Source organism: Martinezella miluonensis, from assembly GCF_900094545.1.
GTDB classification, from domain to species: domain Bacteria; phylum Pseudomonadota; class Alphaproteobacteria; order Rhizobiales; family Rhizobiaceae; genus Rhizobium; species Rhizobium miluonense.
The window spans coordinates 99,997-117,408 of record NZ_FMAH01000015.1 but is presented as its reverse complement, the minus strand read 5'-3'; the positions used below and the strand labels follow the sequence as shown (position 1 = coordinate 117,408).

At 58.6% G+C, this 17,412-nt stretch carries 12 protein-coding genes; 7 read left to right on the top strand and 5 right to left on the bottom strand.

Annotated features, from left to right (window positions below; translation table 11 throughout):
- On the bottom strand, nt 1-1,442 hold a 1,442-nt coding region (locus tag GA0061102_RS14670), incomplete at its 3' end, for an Ig-like domain-containing protein (RefSeq protein WP_167667990.1).
- Between the two features lie 241 nt (nt 1,443-1,683).
- On the opposite strand from GA0061102_RS14670, the gene GA0061102_RS14665 reads away from it, so the two are divergent.
- Nucleotides 1,684-2,895, top strand: a complete 1,212-nt coding sequence (locus GA0061102_RS14665) for a type 1 periplasmic-binding domain-containing protein (RefSeq protein WP_092849305.1) — start codon at nt 1,684-1,686, stop codon at nt 2,893-2,895.
- Nucleotides 2,896-3,156: 261 nt separating this feature from the next.
- Complete coding sequence (locus tag GA0061102_RS14660) at nt 3,157-4,107, top strand: transglutaminase-like cysteine peptidase (protein ID WP_092849302.1); 951 nt, start codon at nt 3,157-3,159, stop codon at nt 4,105-4,107.
- A gap of 64 nt (nt 4,108-4,171) precedes the next feature.
- Here GA0061102_RS14660 and GA0061102_RS14655 read toward each other — a convergent pair whose 3' ends face one another.
- The 4 genes from GA0061102_RS14655 to GA0061102_RS14640 are packed head-to-tail and all read right to left on the bottom strand — an operon-like array spanning nt 4,172 to nt 9,670.
- Nucleotides 4,172-4,822 carry a ribbon-helix-helix domain-containing protein gene (locus GA0061102_RS14655; RefSeq protein WP_092849299.1) on the bottom strand — a complete coding sequence of 217 codons (651 nt, stop codon included), beginning with the start codon at nt 4,820-4,822 and terminating at the stop codon, nt 4,172-4,174.
- An 8-nt stretch (nt 4,823-4,830) separates the two neighbouring features.
- The gene (locus GA0061102_RS14650) at nt 4,831-6,132 is read right to left on the bottom strand and encodes an HlyD family type I secretion periplasmic adaptor subunit (RefSeq protein ID WP_092849290.1); all 1,302 of its coding nucleotides are present in this window, start codon (nt 6,130-6,132) and stop codon (nt 4,831-4,833) included.
- Nucleotides 6,132-8,285: a type I secretion system permease/ATPase gene (locus GA0061102_RS14645; RefSeq protein ID WP_092849281.1), complete on the bottom strand. Its 2,154-nt coding sequence runs from the start codon at nt 8,283-8,285 to the stop codon at nt 6,132-6,134. The genes GA0061102_RS14650 and GA0061102_RS14645 overlap by 1 nt, the downstream gene beginning before the upstream one ends.
- A 29-nt stretch (nt 8,286-8,314) precedes the next feature.
- Complete coding sequence (locus GA0061102_RS14640) at nt 8,315-9,670, bottom strand: TolC family outer membrane protein (RefSeq protein WP_092849341.1); 1,356 nt, start codon at nt 9,668-9,670, stop codon at nt 8,315-8,317.
- A 742-nt stretch (nt 9,671-10,412) separates the two neighbouring features.
- Between GA0061102_RS14640 and GA0061102_RS14635 the strand changes: the two genes are divergently transcribed.
- The 5 genes from GA0061102_RS14635 to GA0061102_RS14615 all read left to right on the top strand — a co-directional run bounded on the left by GA0061102_RS14635 (nt 10,413) and on the right by GA0061102_RS14615 (nt 17,336).
- Nucleotides 10,413-12,302 carry a putative bifunctional diguanylate cyclase/phosphodiesterase gene (locus GA0061102_RS14635; RefSeq protein WP_245298021.1) on the top strand — a complete coding sequence of 630 codons (1,890 nt, stop codon included), beginning with the start codon at nt 10,413-10,415 and terminating at the stop codon, nt 12,300-12,302.
- Nucleotides 12,303-12,864: 562 nt separating this feature from the next.
- Nucleotides 12,865-13,575 carry a GntR family transcriptional regulator gene (locus GA0061102_RS14630; RefSeq protein ID WP_092849275.1) on the top strand — a complete coding sequence of 237 codons (711 nt, stop codon included), beginning with the start codon at nt 12,865-12,867 and terminating at the stop codon, nt 13,573-13,575.
- Complete coding sequence (locus tag GA0061102_RS14625) at nt 13,572-14,483, top strand: dihydrodipicolinate synthase family protein (RefSeq protein WP_092849273.1); 912 nt, start codon at nt 13,572-13,574, stop codon at nt 14,481-14,483. The genes GA0061102_RS14630 and GA0061102_RS14625 overlap by 4 nt, the downstream gene beginning before the upstream one ends.
- Nucleotides 14,476-15,993: an aldehyde dehydrogenase gene (locus tag GA0061102_RS14620; RefSeq protein WP_092849271.1), complete on the top strand. Its 1,518-nt coding sequence runs from the start codon at nt 14,476-14,478 to the stop codon at nt 15,991-15,993. Before GA0061102_RS14625 ends, GA0061102_RS14620 begins: the two co-directional genes overlap by 8 nt.
- On the top strand, nt 15,990-17,336 hold the full coding sequence (locus tag GA0061102_RS14615) for an NAD(P)/FAD-dependent oxidoreductase (RefSeq protein WP_092849268.1): 1,347 nt from the start codon (nt 15,990-15,992) through the stop codon (nt 17,334-17,336). The genes GA0061102_RS14620 and GA0061102_RS14615 overlap by 4 nt, the downstream gene beginning before the upstream one ends.
- Nucleotides 17,337-17,412 lie beyond the last annotated feature (76 nt).

Below are 17,412 nucleotides of genomic sequence, written 5' to 3'. Positions count from 1 at the left end.
ACCGCATCGGCGGCGACCGTCACGCCCGACTGCAGCGAACCGGTGTCCGCCGTGGCGATCGGCGCATCGTCGGCAATCGTGAAGCTCAGTGTCGAGGTGGTGATGTTGCCGTGTGCGTCCGTCACCGTATAGGTGAACGTCTCCTGCTCGCCGCCGGCATGCACACCCGCCGTCGTCAGCGTGTAGCTGTACTTGCCGTCCGCATCGATCGACAGCGTGCCGTAGGAGCCCTGGATCTGCCAGTCGCCGCTCTTCGCATCGACCGTGGCCGCATCGCCGTGGCTGTTGGTGACACCGGTAATATGCGGATTGTCAGGATCGGCGAGCGTGATGCTGCCCTGCGCCGTCAAGGCCTCTTCCGACGGAGACGTACCGCTCTCAAGATTGGCTTCCGACAGCTTCGTCGGATCTGCCGTCTCAGGCTGGCTCGTCCGGCCGTCCGTCACCGTGAAGGTCAGCGTCGTCGTCGACTGGGTACCATTGGCATCCCTGACCGTATAGGTGAAGGTATCCGTACCGCTCTCATTCGGGTTGGCATGATAGCTGTACGAGCCATCCGCGCTCAGCGTCAGCGTCCCGAACGAGGTAGCGATCGCGCTGCCGACTTGGCCGGACTGCGCCGTCTCCGTGCTGCCTGCGGCAACGCCGACCACCTGAAGACCGCCGACAGTCGTCACGTCATTGGCAAGCACGCCATGCGCCGCATCCGACGAGATCGTCGCACCGGATTTCACCGAACCGGTATCTGCCGTGGCATCCAAGGGCGCGACGGTCTGTTGGGTTTGACTGACCTGGCCATTGCCCCGATTGCCAGCCTGGTTACCCTGGGTGTTGGTGCCGCCGTTACCATTGCCGATCACGCCGCCGGGGCCGAGGAGGCCAAGCAGGTTCAGCGGCGTACGGGCATTTCCGGCCTGACTATCAGTGAACTGGTGGCCGGAGTTCGTGCTGTTGCCGGCGTGAACCGAACCATCAGGCCCTTCAGCGACGTTGACGCCCTGCTGCTGCAGGGCAGCGACGACTGCCTGCTGTGGCAGCGTGACTTCGCCGATCAGGAAGGTCGGGACGTTCAGCGCGCCGTTGATGATGACGATGCGCGTGCCGTCGGCCTGGATGAGAACAAGGTTGCGTCCTTCGACGTGGATATCATCGATCGAGGTATTCGGCGGCAGATGGACGACGTTGCCATTGTCCGGCACGATTTGGATCGGCTGGCGGGCGTCGGCGTTTTGCGGCTCGTTAGCGTTGGGGCGTGCAGTCTTGCCGTTCGCCTGCTGCTCTGCGGCCTGTGCCAGCTCGAACGCGGCGACATCAGCATTCTGCGACAACGGCAGCGGCCGATACGCATTGATCTCGGCTGCGAGACCCTCGCTCCGGTCGCTCGATGCGAAATCGTGCGTAACCGCTTCGTGGTCTACGGTCGAAATGCGTGAATCTTCCATAGGTATGGCTCCCGGTGTCTCGTAATGTGGCGCCAATCAATTACGGGAGCGGAGTGATTGCAATACTTCGTTAACCTCACAGATATAGCCGGTTATGCAAGATCGCAGAAATATTTACCCATGGTTAACTCAACCGAAGAACCACTCCTTAAGTATACCGCTTGACTTTCCGCCAGTCGCCGTGTGCAAATGGCGCCATTATAGGCTGTCGCAGCCTGTTTTTGAGAATGGGGAGTGAGTAGTGCCGTTTGCGATCAGCCTTCCGTTGAGCCTTTTTACTGAATGGCTGCCGCGCAGACGACATCAGCAAAGAGCAGGCGGTGCTGCTCTTATCCTCTGCGCCGGGCTCGCCGGCTGCCAGATGGACGGTATCGGCCTGGCTAGCAACAGCAAGACTGACAACGTGAAAATGCCGTCCACCGCCATCGAGGAAACTTATGGGGGCGATAGCGGTACGGAAATCACGCTGCTGCTGCGCAAGGGCGCCGCAGGTCTCTACGAAGGTCCGGCCCGCGACGCGCGCGACGGGGCGATTCTCGGCGTCGGCGAGCTCGGCAACAATCAGGTTCGGCTGCGCGTAAAGGATGTCGGCCAAGGTCTTACCAACATTCCCGCGCTGGTCTCAGCAGCCAAGGGCCGAAATGCCGCGCTGATCGTCAGCTATCTGCCGCCGGCCGAGATAGCTGCCATCGCCGCCATTCCCCCCACCCAACGCCCGCCATTGCTTAATCTCGCGAGTGCTATGGCCGCGACCGGTGGCGATGTCTTCAACCTGGCCTCGGACGAAATCGATAGCGCGGCCGAGGGCGTCAAGGCGGCCGGTCCCGGAGGTCATAAAAAGATATCGGCGCTGGTGCCTGCGGATTTTTCTCAATCCGACAGCACGAGGTTGAGCAACGCCCTCTGGAATAGTGGCAACACTTTCATGGGCCTTGGCCGTTATGGCGCAAGCGATCAGGCCGCGGATATCGTTACCAAGAACCGGCCGCTCATCCAGTCGGCCGAAATCGTGGTCATTCTCGGCAGCACGTCGGAAGTCGGCATGGTGGCGAGCGCCGTGCGCAGTGCCGCCATTCCCGCTCAGGCGCTGGTGGGCACCAGCAAGTGGCCGCAAGCGGTCTATACGACGCCGGCAGCGGCAGGCGCATTTGTCGCGACCGACGATACGCAAGGCAGCGGGCTCATTGCCGAGCGCTACCAGCGCCACTTCAACCACCCGCTGACAACCTATGGCGCCTATGGCTACGACGCCATGGCGATCGTTTCCGGCCTCATTCGTTCCCAGGGACCGCAAGCCATCACCGCGGCCAACCTAATGAACAAGGTCGGTTTCCGAGGCACGACAGGGCTCTTCCGCTTCAGTGCCGCCGGCATGGTGGAGCGCAAAATGGTGATCAATACGATCGACGGCGGCAAGCTGAAGGTCGCCGTGCAGCCCTCACAGTCGTTCTGACACAGACAACCGCATCGAGCGTAGCGCGCGCCAGAGCGCGCTGTCGCCGCTGCTGTTACACTGCCTCGTCGGCAGGCTCCCGCGCCATGCCGGATCACTTCGGCACGGACGGTAACATCGTCCTTAACGATTTCCCACCAAACCCTCTAGAATTTTATACTTATTTGATCGCTCAATTTATACTTAGATTATCGACGTTTCCGAACGCCGTATTCAGATATATCGCGCATTATTCTCTCATCCAGGGAGAATTAAGCGCCAATGGAACGCAAGAGCAATAAAAATATACTTGCAGCACTTGCTGCAGCTTCCTTTGCCTTTGGCCTGTCGTCACCGATCACCTGTCTGGCGGCGACCGGCGATACTGTCCGCCCGGTCATCAACCTGCTTCAGGATCCGCTGTTCGACACAGCCATCGATCTCTTTGCGCCAACCGTCGGAAACGCGGCGAAGGCGATTGGGGGCATCAACCTTGCTGCGCTAAACCAGAGCCTCGCTGTCGAGCCGGCCGGCCTTTCGCATAACGATACGGCCCCGTTCCAGCCGGCACATCCCGCAAAGCCGTCCAACACCCCGATGGGTGACTCGGTGTTCGGAACCGTCGCCATTCCCTTCAAGCATCTTGCGGCGCTCGACAAGTTCGCCGGCCCACTCGCCGAGATCCGGTCCGGCAAAGCGCTCGATTGCGGCGCGGGTGGATGCGACGCAGCGGCCGCCGCCGTCGCAGCCGCCGAGACAAAGGTTGCCGGCGCCTCGATCCGCGACAAGATCAACACAATCAATTTCACCGTCAACCATGCCATTCGCTACGCCAGCGACATGGAAACCTATCATGTGACGGACTACTGGGCGAAGCCGAGCGAGGCCTTGGCCAACCAGCAGGGCGACTGCGAGGACTATGCCATATTGAAGATGGCTGCCCTCTACAATGCAGGCGTTGATCTCGACCACATGACGCTGGTCGTACTCTTCGACCAGCAGCGGCATTTCTACCACGCCGTCCTGTCGGTCTCCGTCAACGGCAACAATCTCATCCTCGACAACATGCGCGATGAGGTTTTGTCAGACAAGCGCATTGCAGAATACCTGCCGCTCTATTCGATTGTCGCCGGCCGCGGCTATCTACATGGCTCCCGCGATCCTCGTGCGCAAGCGGTTGCTGCGGCAATGCCGCTCGCCAAGGTGGCCCCTGGCGAAGGCGAGATCCACTGATCGGACTCGCCTTTTCGTTAGTACGGAACGAGCGCCGCACTCAGCGAAGGTGACAACATTCTCATTACAAGGAAATATAACCGATCAGCATTGGCGCCTCGTATGTCGGCGCCAGCGCCAGACTGATCTGGCCGGTCAGCGATTGCGAACCGAGGCCGATCTTGAAGCCGGTGTTCAGCGTCTTTCCACGATTGTCCGATAGGACGGAGAGCACCTCTTCGATCTGGGTGTCGATCGACAAGCGTAGCGTGCGCGCCGTCTGCTGGACATCGTCGATCAGCGGCAGGCGATGGCGCAGCATCTTCAGGAAGGCATCGTTAAAGAGCTTGATTCCGCGCTCTTGCGTCAGCACCACCGCCGGCGTCGGCGACGCCTGAAGGACCGCGTTGAGATTGGTCAGCGACGCGACGTCTTCGACGGCATCAAGCCGGCTCAGCGCCCATTTGAAGCTCAGCACGCGCAATAAAGAGGTGAGATTGCCGGTTTCCGGCATTTCGGCCGCCATGTGATAAACCAAGTCACCGATGCTGATGCCGCGTGCTTCCGACATCCGCCCGAGGCCATCCCAATAGATCCGCTCCAGGCGAATTCCGCGACGCTCGCCGCCGCCGGTCACGGCGCGGAAACGCGGCTCCATCTCGTCACCATCGACCGATGGCAAAGCTTCTTCGCGGACTATCATCGCGGCTTCGTCTTTCCCGGCTCCCTTGCGCATGACCTACCTCACCGTTCCGTCAGCGCTTCCGAGCGCGCCTTATTGATCGGCTTCATCAGATAAGTGAGGATCGCCTTGCGGCCGGTTATGATCTCGGCCGAAGCCACCATGCCGGGGATGATCGGATAGCGCTTACCGTCGCGTTCCAGCGCCGACTTGTCGGTCTTGATGCGCACGAGATAATAGGTCTCGTTCTTGTCCTTATCGACAAGGCTATCGGCAGAGATGTTAACGACCTTGCCGTCCAGCGCACCGAAGATCGAGAAATCATAAGCCGAGATCTTGATGACCGCCGGCTGATCGGCGCGTACGAAGGCAACGTCGCGGGGCGAGATCTTCGCCTCGATCAACAGACTGTCGGCTGTTGGCACGACACCGGCGATGACCTTGCCTGCTTCAACATAGGCGCCGATCGTATTGACCTCCAGCGTATTGACGATGCCGTCGACCGGGGAGCGGATATCGGTATGCTTCACTCGGTCCGATACCCCGCGGATCGTCTCATCGACGACGGAGAGTTCCGCCAGCGCCTGCCCCTTGTCGGTCAATGCCTGCTGGCGCAACTGCAGCCCGAGGTCGCCGACCTGCAGGGTCGCCTCCTTCACCGCAGCCTGCAGCCGATCCAGACTTTCAACATAGACTTTGAGCTGACCTTGCAGGTCGACCAGGTCCCGATGGACCTTTAGCACTTCCGTTTCGGCGACGAGCTTCTTCTCGCCGAGCGGCTTCAGCAGATCATAGTGCTTCTGGGCTCCGACGATATTTTGCGTCAAGCGGTCTATGTTGGCATGGGCCTCGTCCAGCTCGTTCTGGTGCTGCTTCAGACGCTGATCGAGAACATTAAGCTTGTTTTGATAGCTGGCACGATCCGCCTCGAAAAGCTTTTGTTCGTTGTTGCAGACGTCCTTGGCAGCGGCCAGAATATCAGCCGGGCAGACGAATTGTACATCGTAGGTGCCCGCCTCCTCCAAGGCGAGACGCACAACCCTGGCGCCGAGAGATCGAGCCTTGGCCACCGATTCGCCGAGCGTCGATTGCGTCGTGGTATTGTCGAGCTGGACCAGGAGATCGCCCTTGTGGACGACCTGGCCGAGATTGACATTGATCTGCTGGACGATGCCGGGCTCCGACGACTGCACGATCTGCGTCTTCGATACCGGGATCACCTTCCCCTCGCCGCGGGCGATCTCGTCGATGTCGGCCAAGGCGGCCCAGGCAATGAAGGCGGCGATCATCAAGGCGCAGAGGCCAAGGATCAGCCGTGCGAAAAATGGCGGATTGTCGTGGATATTGTGATGAGAGGCACGCATTATTGCACCACCTTGCGCTGCATGGCCTCGATGACGGCGTTCTTCGGGCCATCGGCAATGATACGGCCCTTGTCGATGACGATCAGACGGTCGACCAGCTCCAGCATGCTATGGCGATGGGTCGCCACCAGCATCGTCGTTTGCGGACCGAAGGCATTGGTCAGCTTGCTGATCAGATGGCGCTCGCTCGCGAGATCCATGGCGCCCGACGGCTCGTCGAGGAAGACGATCTTCGGTCGGGTCAGGAGCAGGCGGGCGATGGTCAACGCCTGCTTTTGCCCGTTCGACAGGTTCGCACCGCGCTCGCCGACCGGCATATCGAAACCGCGCGGGTGAACGGCAACGAATTCCTCGACGCCGGTCATGCGCGAGACGGCCAGCAACTCCTCGTCGCTGGCATCGGCCCGACCGAGCAGCAGATTTTCTTTCACCGTGCCGGAGAACAGGTCCGACGATTGGCCGGCGACGGCGACAGCGGCGCGCACCTCGGCCATGTGATACTGGCGGATATCGACACCATCGATCAGAACGCGGCCACTGGTCGGCTGGAAAAGCCCGTCGAGCAACCGGCCGAGCGTCGTCTTGCCCGAACCGATCCGGCCGATAATCCCGATCTTCTCACCGGGGGCGACCGTGAAGGACAGCTGATTGATGACCGCCTGGTCGGAACCCGGATATTGGAAAGAAACGTTCTGGAAGCTGAATCCGCCGCTGCGGATCTGCCGGTTGACGAAACCGACGGTCGACGGACGGTCATCGGGCTGCTCCATGATCTTATCGAGAATGCGCAGCGACATGGTGGCCTGGCGGAAGCGCGCCAGGGTCATGGCGATCTGCCCGAAGGGCGCACCAGCGCGGCTCGCCAGCATGACGGTAGCGACGATTGCGCCCATAGCGATTTTTCCGTCGGCGAATTCATAGGTACCTGCAACGACGATGAGCACGCTGACCATCTGCTGCAACAACATCGTCATGTTGATGGCGTTCGACGAGATGTGCTTGATATCCTCGCTGGTACGGCTCGAATATTTCGTCAACTCCTGCCAGCGGCGCAACATGGTCGCCTCGGCGCGCAGGCTCTTTAATGTCTCGATCGTCGAAATTGTCTCGACGAGCAGCGACTGGCGGCGCGATGCTTCATTCGTCGCAGTCGCCATGCGTTTGCCAATTTGCGCCTGGGCCACGAGGCCGATCACGACGGACAGAACGAAGGCGACGGCCGGAATAACCACTAGCCAGTCGGCGATCAAATAGATGACGATCAGGAAGATGACGACGAAGAGGCTGTCGATCAGCACGCCGATGGTGTTCGAAGTGAAGAATTCGCGCACGAATTCATATTGTGATACGCGGTTGGCATATTCGCCCGTCGACATCGGTCGCGAAGCCAGCGTCGAATTCAGGATCTTGTCGAAGATCAGCTGCGACAAACGCAAATCCGCCTTGCGGCCGGCATAGTCGATCAGCGACGCCCGGGCCGTCTTCAGCAGGAAATCGAAAAGATAGGCCAGCGATATCCCGGTGGTCAGCATCCAAAGCGTTGGAAACGCTTTGTTCGGCAGCACCCGGTCGTAAACATTCATGGTGAAGAGCGGCGAGGCGAGCGCGATGATGTTGATAAACAGCGCCGCTAGCATGACGCGAGCATAGGTGCGCCAGTAGGGCGCCAGCGTCGTCGCGAGCCAGTGCCGCTTTTCGATCTCCATCGCATGGCCAACACGCGCTTCTTCCGATGCATTTTGATAGAAAAGCGTGAAGGCGAACGCGGCCTGCGGATTGAGCGCGGCAAGCTCATCCCGCGTCAAGCGGGCCGGCATCCCGGCGACCGGCACGACATCAGTGACATAAGAGCCGTTTTCGGCCACTTCGAGCAATGGAAGCACGCCGCCGTCAGCAAAGGTGACGATGGCGGGACAGTCGAAATTACCGAGCCGGCAATCTCGTTCCTTGTGCTTCAGGACTTGCAGACCGACGCGTTCCGATAGTCGCTCGACGTCATCCAGCTCCATGGCTTCGAGAATTTCGTCCGGAATTCCCGAAAACAGCACAGTATCCGAGTTCGGGCGACCGTAAAATGCAGCAACCGATTTAAATGCCGACTTGAATGTCTGCAGCGGTACGCTCGCAGACACGTCAGGTGCTACGTTCAACATGAAGTACTACCCAATTCGGATCGTAACGATTAACGAATCGGCTCGAGCAGATCGATCGGCAAGCCGGGCTTCTGGTGCGAGTCGTATTTAGTGTAGCCGGGATCAGCCGTGTTCGACGAAACGGCGAACTGATCACGGGCATAGGGCGTCGCCTGATCGACCGGCTTCAGCTTCATCGTCGACAACAAACTGCCTGACGCTGCGAGGATCTTGTATTCGGCAAAGAGCGAGGCGACTTCCGCCGTCTTAGCCAAAATCTCGGTGTTGAAGCGGGTGTTCTGGGCATCCAACAGATCGAGCAGCGAGCGCTGGCCGACCTTGAATTGCTCACGATAGGACGAGACGAGCTGGGCGTTTGTCTTTTCCTGCCCGCTCAAGATACCGGCAAGCTGGGCCTGGTTGGTGCGCTCGCTCCAAGCGGAACGGACAGACTCGTCCACCTCGCGATAAGTCTGGCTCAGCGCAAAACGCTGTTCGGCGGCACGACGGACCAGTTCCTGCTGATGGGCGGTATCGATGCCGCCGTGATAGAGGTTCCACTTGGCGACGACACCAACCTGGACGTCGCTGGTGTTGCCCTTATTACCGTCCACATCGTCACCGATACGGGCGCTGCCGACAAGGTCCAGCCTCGGCAAGAAGGCAGATTTGGACCCACGGACATCGGCGTCGGCGGCATTGACGTCAGCTTTGGCCGAGAAAATCTGCGGATTGTTCTTTTGAGCGATGAAGACAGCGTCATCCAGCGTCTTCGGCAGGTAACGCCCCACGGAGGCCGGACGATTCGCTTTGGTGATCGGCTCGCCGACGACCTGAAGGAAGCGGATCTTGGTCGCATCCAGTTCCCGCTTGGCTTCCTGAAGGCGGGCATTGGCCGCTTGCAGGCGCTCACGGCCCTGATAGCGATCGGCATCGGTGAGGGCGCCGCCCTTGATGCTATCCTCGATGTTGCCGACCATCTGCTTGTGGAAGGCGACGTTCTTTTCCGCCGCCGCGACGATTTCCGTCTGCAGCAAGTATTCGAGATAATTCTGGGTTACTTCAAGCGCCAAGGCTTCCGAGCGCTGCTGGACGCGAAAAGATGCGCCGTCAACACGGGCTGCCTGCTTGTCCTTTTGTGCCTTGCGATCACCGCCATCAAACAGCGTCTGCGTAATAGTCAAGCTTACGTCGGCTGGACTCAGGTAATCCCTGCTACGTGTCAAAGCTCCGGATGTGGCGTCCGAAAGTCTACGGCGACCATAGCCCGATTCCAGATCGACAGAAGGCAAGTAAAGCCCCCTTGCCTGACGCAGCTGGAACTCGGTTGCCTCCCGATTCTGCGCAGCCTGCATGATCTGCGGGTTAGTTTTCATTGTCTTATCAATTGCCTGCTGCAATGTCATCGCGTAAGCAGCACCACTCAACAAAGAACTGACGGCTACCGAAATCCCGATTGCCACAATCAATCGCTTTCCATAAACCAAAATGGCACCTTTCCCCAACAACAATACTTTGCCAACATGCTTTCTAAAGCTTATTCATCTATTAGGCTAAACGAACTCACGTCTTCTTGCAAAGTAGATTCCCAATTATTTTCTGAAGCAGTTAATATCGCAGCCCGCAAGCCTTACCTATAACAATCTGTTGACTATTTTTGGACTTTTCACAGCCTCGACGAGGGTGTTGCACAATTGCAAATGGCCTCTCATGGCGATCTGATCGATGACTCACGGGAGGTTAACTACTGAACTGCGCGAGATATATTCCAAAAAGCTAAATAATGCCTGGCGGCGTAAGGATCAGCGCTTTGCTCGTCAGTAAAACTGCGCAGATGTGGTTCGCTCCGGGAATGTGGTACAATTGTGCAGGTACACTTCTCGTATCAACTGGCTTGCTCTAGCCGTTTTTAATCTCTTTGGTTGTACAAATGGGGAATGTTCGGGGCGGCGGCGATGCGACATCGAGCCAACCGGTCGGTACGAAGCGCTCACGCCGGGATCAGTTCGGTCTGACGATCGACTAGGAGCCTTCAGTGCTACCAGACATGCGGCAGGTCTTGGCCTACTTCATTGTGTGAACGATAGACCTTTTGGCCTATACTCTCCTGCTTGAAGGATTTGATGACACTCTCGGAAACTGCATGACTTGGCAGTTTGCGCGAGAATATTAAGCCCGGTACAATTAATGGCTTTCCGGTCACTACGGCTTAAGGCTTTAATGCTAAGCCGTTGTTCCGGAGGAACAACCTATATGCTCCTGAGATTGCAGAATGAAATCCTCGAGCTGATTGCCTCCGGCGAGCGCCTTGAGGCGACACTCGATCATCTCTGCCGTCTTATCGAGGAACGAGTTCCCCGTATCGCATGTTCCGTCCTGCTGGTGCAGGACGGCCTCTTGCGCCCGCTGGCCGGTCCAAAGCTTCCAGAATACTACGCAAGAGCTCTTGACGGCATAGCGATCGGCCCGGACGTCGGCTCCTGCGGGGCAGCCGCATATCTTGCGCAGCCGGTTGCCGTCCAAGACATCCTGACAGATGCAAAGTGGGCACCCTATCGACACTTGATCAAACCGCTGGGATATCGCGCTTGCTGGTCGAGCCCGATCAAGAAGGCAGACGGATCGGTCGTCGGTACATTTGCCTTTTACTATGAGGAGCCGCGTGGCCCCTCGAGGATCGAGAGAAAACTCGTCGCTGCCTCGATTCATCTCTGCACAATCGCAATAGAGCGTCACCATCGCGCGATGGAGCGTCATCGGCTTGCATATCACGACGCGCTGACTGGTTTGCCAAACAGGGCAGCCTTCGATCGCCATGCCAACCAGATAGCTCGCGACGGCCTTGGTCTCATATTGTTAGACCTCGATAATCTCAAGTTCACGAATGATACGTTTGGACATCGAGTTGGCGACGAACTGATCAAGGAAGTTGCCGCGAGATTGCACAGCGTGACGGAGCATCTTTTCCGTTTGGGCGGTGACGAGTTCGCAATTATATGTGAAGCTCGCGATATTGACGAACTTAGAGATTTGGCGGCGTCCTGCCTGAGCCTTCTTAAGGCGCCGGCCTGTTGTGGTGGGCACACTGTGCTACCGCTCGCAACGGCGGGCGGCGCCTTGTGCAAACCGGGCGTTACGATGGAAGTCACGCGGCATCAAGCCGATCTCGCGCTCTATCACGCCAAGGATACGGCCAAGGGCCTATTCCAGGCATTCGATGCGACCGTCGCAACAGCAATTACGTCACGCCTCAATGCCATTCGTGATGTGACGCTCGCTCTTGCCGAAAACAGAATTGTGCCGTTCTACCAACCAGTTGTCGATCTGCGGACCGGCAAATTCGTCGGTGTGGAGGCACTTTGCCGCATAAGGCGACAAGATGGAAGCTATGCGTCGGCCGCCGAGTTCTTCGAGGCCATGCACGACGCCCATATCGCTTCAGAGATCACAGGGCGCATGCTCGACAAAATGACATCCGATGTCACGGGCTGGCGCCGGCAAGGCATTGAAATCGGCCACATCGCAATCAACGTCACCGCGGCCGATTTTCAGACCGGCGGTCTCAAGGAGCGCCTGTCACGCTTCGTCGATCGAGTTGGTATTGCTCCGCGGAACGTAATCGTTGAGGTGACCGAGACCGTTTACCTGGAGCAGCGCGCCAACGCTATCCGCGACACCATCTCGGATCTGAGAGCCGCGGACTTCAAGATCGCTCTAGACGATTTCGGAACGGGCTACGCAGCACTTTCTCATCTTCTAAAGGTCAAGGTCGACATCATCAAAATCGACCGCTCGTTCACGAAGCTCATGGAGAGCGATAGTGGCGCCGCTGCGATCGTGGAGGGGATGGTCGAGATCGCGCGCCGCATGGACATCGAAGTTATCGCCGAGGGGGTCGAAACCGTCTCCCATGCCAGTCTCCTCCGGGAAATGGGATGCATACTGGCGCAAGGATACTTTTATTCAAAGGCTGTGGATGCACGGTCATACGCGGAACTCGTCTTATCGATGACGTCGGCCGCTCGTCTTCCGTCATAGACGAAGTTAAGCGACGAGCTGCAGGATCAATCGCTTACAAAGCGAGCGCACAATATCCGCTGCGCCTCAGAATGAACCAGACAGCTTCTTATCCGCACCGAACGCCTTCATTGCCTTCAATTTCACCACCCGGGTTGCAGCATTCCAACGGAGTGCCTGGCCAATGCCAAGCTCGGACAGGCACAGGTCAAATTACTGTGCCGAACCGGTTTTCCATTGAACTCAGCAATGGAGCCCCTGACTGGGGATTGAACCGAACCCCGATCACATCACCGGCGAAGATAACGCTTTACTGGGGAACTCCTGGCGACGTCCGAAGACCCTCAATAACGCGACCACTGACGACCGCGACCTGCCGATTCGGCCCGATCAAACTCGACCTCCCATCGCAATTGCCTCAAGCGGTGCCGGCCGTTTTCGAAGATTGTATTTCTACATAACATCCATTGTGTACTCATAGTATACAATTTTATTGACTCGCCAGCGCACCTGTGAGACCTTTCCCCCATCGGCAGGAACCGCTGGGCTCAGTTCCCTGCAAAATTTCAAGGAGGAGGTCGCGATGAAGGGCGGGAAGAACAGTCTTTACGACGATCTGAAGCGTCAAATTCTAACCATGGAACTCGACCCCGATCAGGATCTGGACGAAGTCAGTCTTAGCGAGCAATACGGGCTCTCCCGCACGCCCGTCCGGGAAATCTTCCGGCGCCTGGAAGGCGAAGGCTATATCGACATCCGGGCAAATCGCGGCGCGCGCGTCAGCCCAATGAACCATCAGACCCTCAGGCACTTCTTCCTGGTGGCGCCGATGATCTATGCCGCAATCGGCAGGCTTGCGGTTCAAAACTTCAAACCGAAGCAACTCATCGACCTGAAGGAAACACAGGATCGGTTTCGATCCGCAAGCAGCTCCGGCGATGCTCTCGCCATGGTGCTCGAGAACAATCGTTTCCACGAAATCATCGGAGAAATGTCGTTCAACGCCTATCTGCAACCGAGCCTGGGTCGCCTGCTGATCGACCATGCGCGGATCGGCCATACCTTCTTCCGACCAAAGAATGACGACATGCGCGAACGGCTTCAGCTCGCCGTGGAGCACCATGACGGCTTCATCGAGGCGATCGCGCAACACGATGAGGACACCGTCGTAGACCTGGTGTTCGAGCATTGGGAACTGTCGCGCGAGAACATGGAGATGTTTATCGCTCCGCAGGGAATGAAGGCGGACGCGCTTGTCGAAGTGCCCGTCACATTGATGGAGAAATCGTCTTGAATTTCGAAGGCATCTACACCCCGGCGATCACGCCGCATGGACCGGACGGCCAGATCGACAAAGCCGCGTTCGCCGCCGTCCTGGAATCGCTCATTGAGGCCAAGATCCATGGGATCATCATCGGCGGTTCCACCGGCGAATATTATGCCCAGTCCATGCAAGAGAGGTTCGACCTTGCCGCCTACGCCAAGCAGGTCGTCGCAAACCGCCTGCCGCTGATTGTAGGCACAGGCGCGACCCGTACGGAAGATTCCGTTGCCTATGCCACGGCGGCAAAGGAGATCGGCGCAGATGCAATCCTCGTAACCTCGCCGCCATATGCGCTGCCGACGGAGAAGGAAAACGCCATTCACGCATTGACGGTCGACCGCGCCGCCAACCTGCCGATCATGCTCTACAACTATCCTGCCCGCATGGGCGTGATGATGGGCGACGATTATTTCTCGCGCGTGGGCAGATCCAGGAACGTCAAGGCCATCAAGGAAAGCTCCGGGGAGATGGCAAATGTCCATCTGCTGGCGAGGAAGTTTCCACATATCGCATTGTCGTGCGGTTGGGATGACCAGGCGCTCGAATTCTTCGCCTGGGGTGCAAAAAGCTGGGTCTGTGCCGGCTCCAACTTCTTGCCGCGCGAGCATGTCGCCCTCTACGAAGCCTGTGTAATCGAGAAGAATTTCGACAAGGGCCGCGCCATCATGAAGGCGATGCTTCCGCTGATGGATTTTCTCGAAACCGGAAAATTCGTGCAATCCATCAAACACGGCTGCGAGATCGCCGGCCTTAAGGCAGGCCCGGTTCGCGCGCCGCTGCGCGGAATGACCTCCGAAGAAAAGAGAACCCTCCAGACTGTCGTCGCCACCTTGAAGCGCACGGTCGCCCAGATCATGTCGGGAGCCAATCATGCATGAACCCTTGACCGCAGCTGAATACAAGGCGATTGTCGGCAGTATTCAATTCCCGACAAATGCCTTTATCGATGGCGCTTTCCGTCCATCCAATTCCGGCAAGACATTCAAGACGACCAATCCCGCAACGGGTGAGACGCTCGCCGAGATTGCCGCTTGCGATGCGAGTGATGTCGATCTCGCCGTCTCGAAAGCAAGGGACGCGTTCGAGGATGGCCGTTGGCGCCTTCAATCTCCCGGCGATCGCAAGGCCACGCTCATCAAATTCGCGAAACTGCTGGAAGACAACCGCCATGAACTCGCCGTCATGGAAAGCCTCGACAGCGGCAAGCCGGTCCGCGAGTGCCAGACCGTCGATGTCCCAGACACGATCCATACCATCCGCTGGCATGCCGAACTGATCGACAAGCTTTACGACAACACCGCCCCTGTCGGCGCCAACGCGCTCACCATGGTCGTGCGCGAGCCCATCGGCGTCGTCGGCTGCGTGCTTCCCTGGAATTTCCCGCTTCTGATGCTCGCCTGGAAGATCGGTCCCGCTCTGGCGTCGGGCTGCTCGGTCGTCGTCAAGCCTGCCCAGGAGACGACGCTGACGACGCTTCGTGTTGCCGAACTTGCGCATGAGGCTGGCATCCCAGCCGGGGTCTTCAATGTCATCCCAGGCGGCGGCAAAGACGTTGGAGAGCCGATCGGCCTGCACATGGACGTGGACATGGTGGCCTTTACGGGATCCACCCCGACCGGACGGCGCTTCCTGCGCTATGCGGCGGATTCCAACCTCAAGAAAGTCGTTCTCGAGTGCGGCGGCAAGAACCCCGCCGTGGTGCTTGAAGATGCCGAGGATCTGGATCTCGTCGCCGAGCAAGTGGTCAACGGTGCCTTCTGGAACATGGGCGAGAATTGCTCTGCGACCTCACGTCTGATCGTGCAATCGAGCGTCAAGGACGAGTTGCTCAAGCGCATCGGCGCCTATATGCGCGAGTGGAAGACGGGCGATCCGCTCGACCCGGAAAACCGCATCGGTGCCCTCGTCAGCAAGAACCATTTCGAGAAGGTTTCGTCGTTTCTTGATGACGTCAAGACCGAAGGGCTTTCGGTGGCTTATGGCGGAGAATCCCGCGGCGGCATCTACATCGAGCCGACGGTCGTCGACAAGGTCACGCCTTCGAGCCGACTGTTTCAGGAGGAGATTTTCGGGCCGATCCTGTCGGTAACGACATTCGAGACCCTTGCCGAGGCCATCACTCTTGCCAACGATACCAACTACGGCCTCACGGCGTCGATCTATACCGGAAGCCTCAAGAAGGCCATCCGGCTATCGCGAGAGATTCGGGCCGGCGTCGTTACCGTCAACTGCTTCGGCGAAGGCGACGCGACGACGCCGTTCGGCGGCTACAAGGAGTCCGGCTTCGGCGGACGTGACAAGTCGATCTTCGCACACGACAACTATTGCGAACTGAAGACAATCTGGATCGACGTCTCCGATCGCTCAGTGGATGAGACGATCCGATGACCACGAGGTCCGTCAAACGTTTGCCGGCGGAAAACGGCGTCTCGGGCTGGGAGGCGATCAGTCGACGTTCGTTCCCGGTCCGGAGCCTGGAAGGCAACGTGACCGCGGACTGGCTGGTCATTGGCGCGGGCTTTGCCGGGCTCTCGGCGGCTCGCCGTCTGCTGCAGCTTCGGCCCGACGATAAAATCGTGGTGCTTGACGCAAGCGAAGTCGCCAAAGGCACGTCGGGCCGCAATTCCGGCTTCATGATCGACGTCCCGCATAACCTGTCATCGAGTGAATATTCGAGTGGCGGCTTGGACGCCACTCGCATGGAGATGGCTCAGAACAGGGCTGCCATCGCTTTCGCGAGAGACGCCGCGGACGAATACGGCATGTCGTCAGAAACCGTCGACCCGGCGGGCAAGATCAATGCCGCGGCGACCGCGCGCGGAATGAAACTGAATATCAGCTTCGGTCAGTCCCTGAAGAGCGCCGGCGAAAAGCACGCCTATCTCGACGCGTCCGAAATGCGCAAGCTGACCGGTTCCGATTATTACCTTGGCGGCCTCTATACGCCGGGCGCGGTCCTGATCCAGCCGGCCGATTATGTTCGCGAACTTGCCGCAGGGCTGTCGCGCAAAATCGACATCTTCGAAGGATCGCCGGTGACCGCGCTGACGCGGGATAAAGGAATCTGGACGGCTATCTCCACTCGCGGCAAGGTCACCGCCCCAAACGTTATCCTGGGTGTCAACGGCCACATCGACGACTTCGGCCACTTCCGCGGCCGTCTGATGCATATCTTCGCCTACGCCTCGATGACGGCTCCATTCCCAGCCGAAGAGCTCGGCCGAAAAGTTTCAGGGCGGGATAGATGGGCACTGCTTCCCGCCGACGCCATGGGCGCGACGGTGCGAAAGATCACCTCCGGCGGACAGTCTCGTATCGTCATTCGAACGAAATACACCTACGAGACGACGATCATCGTTTCCGACCGGCGAATGGCCAAGATGGCCGAAGAGCATAGAAATTCGCTCGACGCACGCTTTCCCGGGCTGAAAGGCATTCCTTTTGAATACAGCTGGGCCGGGCGTTTATGCTTGAGCCGGAATCATGTGCCGGCATTCGGCGCGCTCGACGAAGGGCTTTACTCGGCATGCTGCGAGAATGGGCTCGGCACCGTCAAGAGCACATTGGCAGGCATTATGGCCGCTGAACTGGCAACCGGCACTGCCTCCCAGCAACTCGAACAATACATGGATCACGCCGCGCCGTCCCGGTTGCCACCGGAACCGTTCGCATGGCTCGGCATCAATTCAGTGATCCGTTTGCAGGAATTGCGCGCAGGCCGCGAGGGATGATCCGTCGCCGCGCAATGTGAAGACCGAGCCGATCGCAGGTCTTCAATAAAATGGGAACGAAAACTAGGAGTGAGAA

Excerpts from the sequence above, each read along its gene's own strand:
- GA0061102_RS14645 (WP_092849281.1), bottom strand. The coding sequence starts at position 8,285 with ATGTTGAACGTAGCACCTGACGTGTCTGCGAGCGTACCGCTGCAGACA.
- GA0061102_RS14615 (WP_092849268.1), top strand. The coding sequence starts at position 15,990 with ATGACCACGAGGTCCGTCAAACGTTTGCCGGCGGAAAACGGCGTCTCG.
- GA0061102_RS14655 (WP_092849299.1), bottom strand. The coding sequence starts at position 4,822 with ATGCGCAAGGGAGCCGGGAAAGACGAAGCCGCGATGATAGTCCGCGAA.
- GA0061102_RS14640 (WP_092849341.1), bottom strand. The coding sequence starts at position 9,670 with ATGACATTGCAGCAGGCAATTGATAAGACAATGAAAACTAACCCGCAG.
- GA0061102_RS14660 (WP_092849302.1), top strand. The coding sequence starts at position 3,157 with ATGGAACGCAAGAGCAATAAAAATATACTTGCAGCACTTGCTGCAGCT.
- GA0061102_RS14620 (WP_092849271.1), top strand. The coding sequence starts at position 14,476 with ATGCATGAACCCTTGACCGCAGCTGAATACAAGGCGATTGTCGGCAGT.
- GA0061102_RS14630 (WP_092849275.1), top strand. The coding sequence starts at position 12,865 with ATGAAGGGCGGGAAGAACAGTCTTTACGACGATCTGAAGCGTCAAATT.
- GA0061102_RS14650 (WP_092849290.1), bottom strand. The coding sequence starts at position 6,132 with ATGCGTGCCTCTCATCACAATATCCACGACAATCCGCCATTTTTCGCA.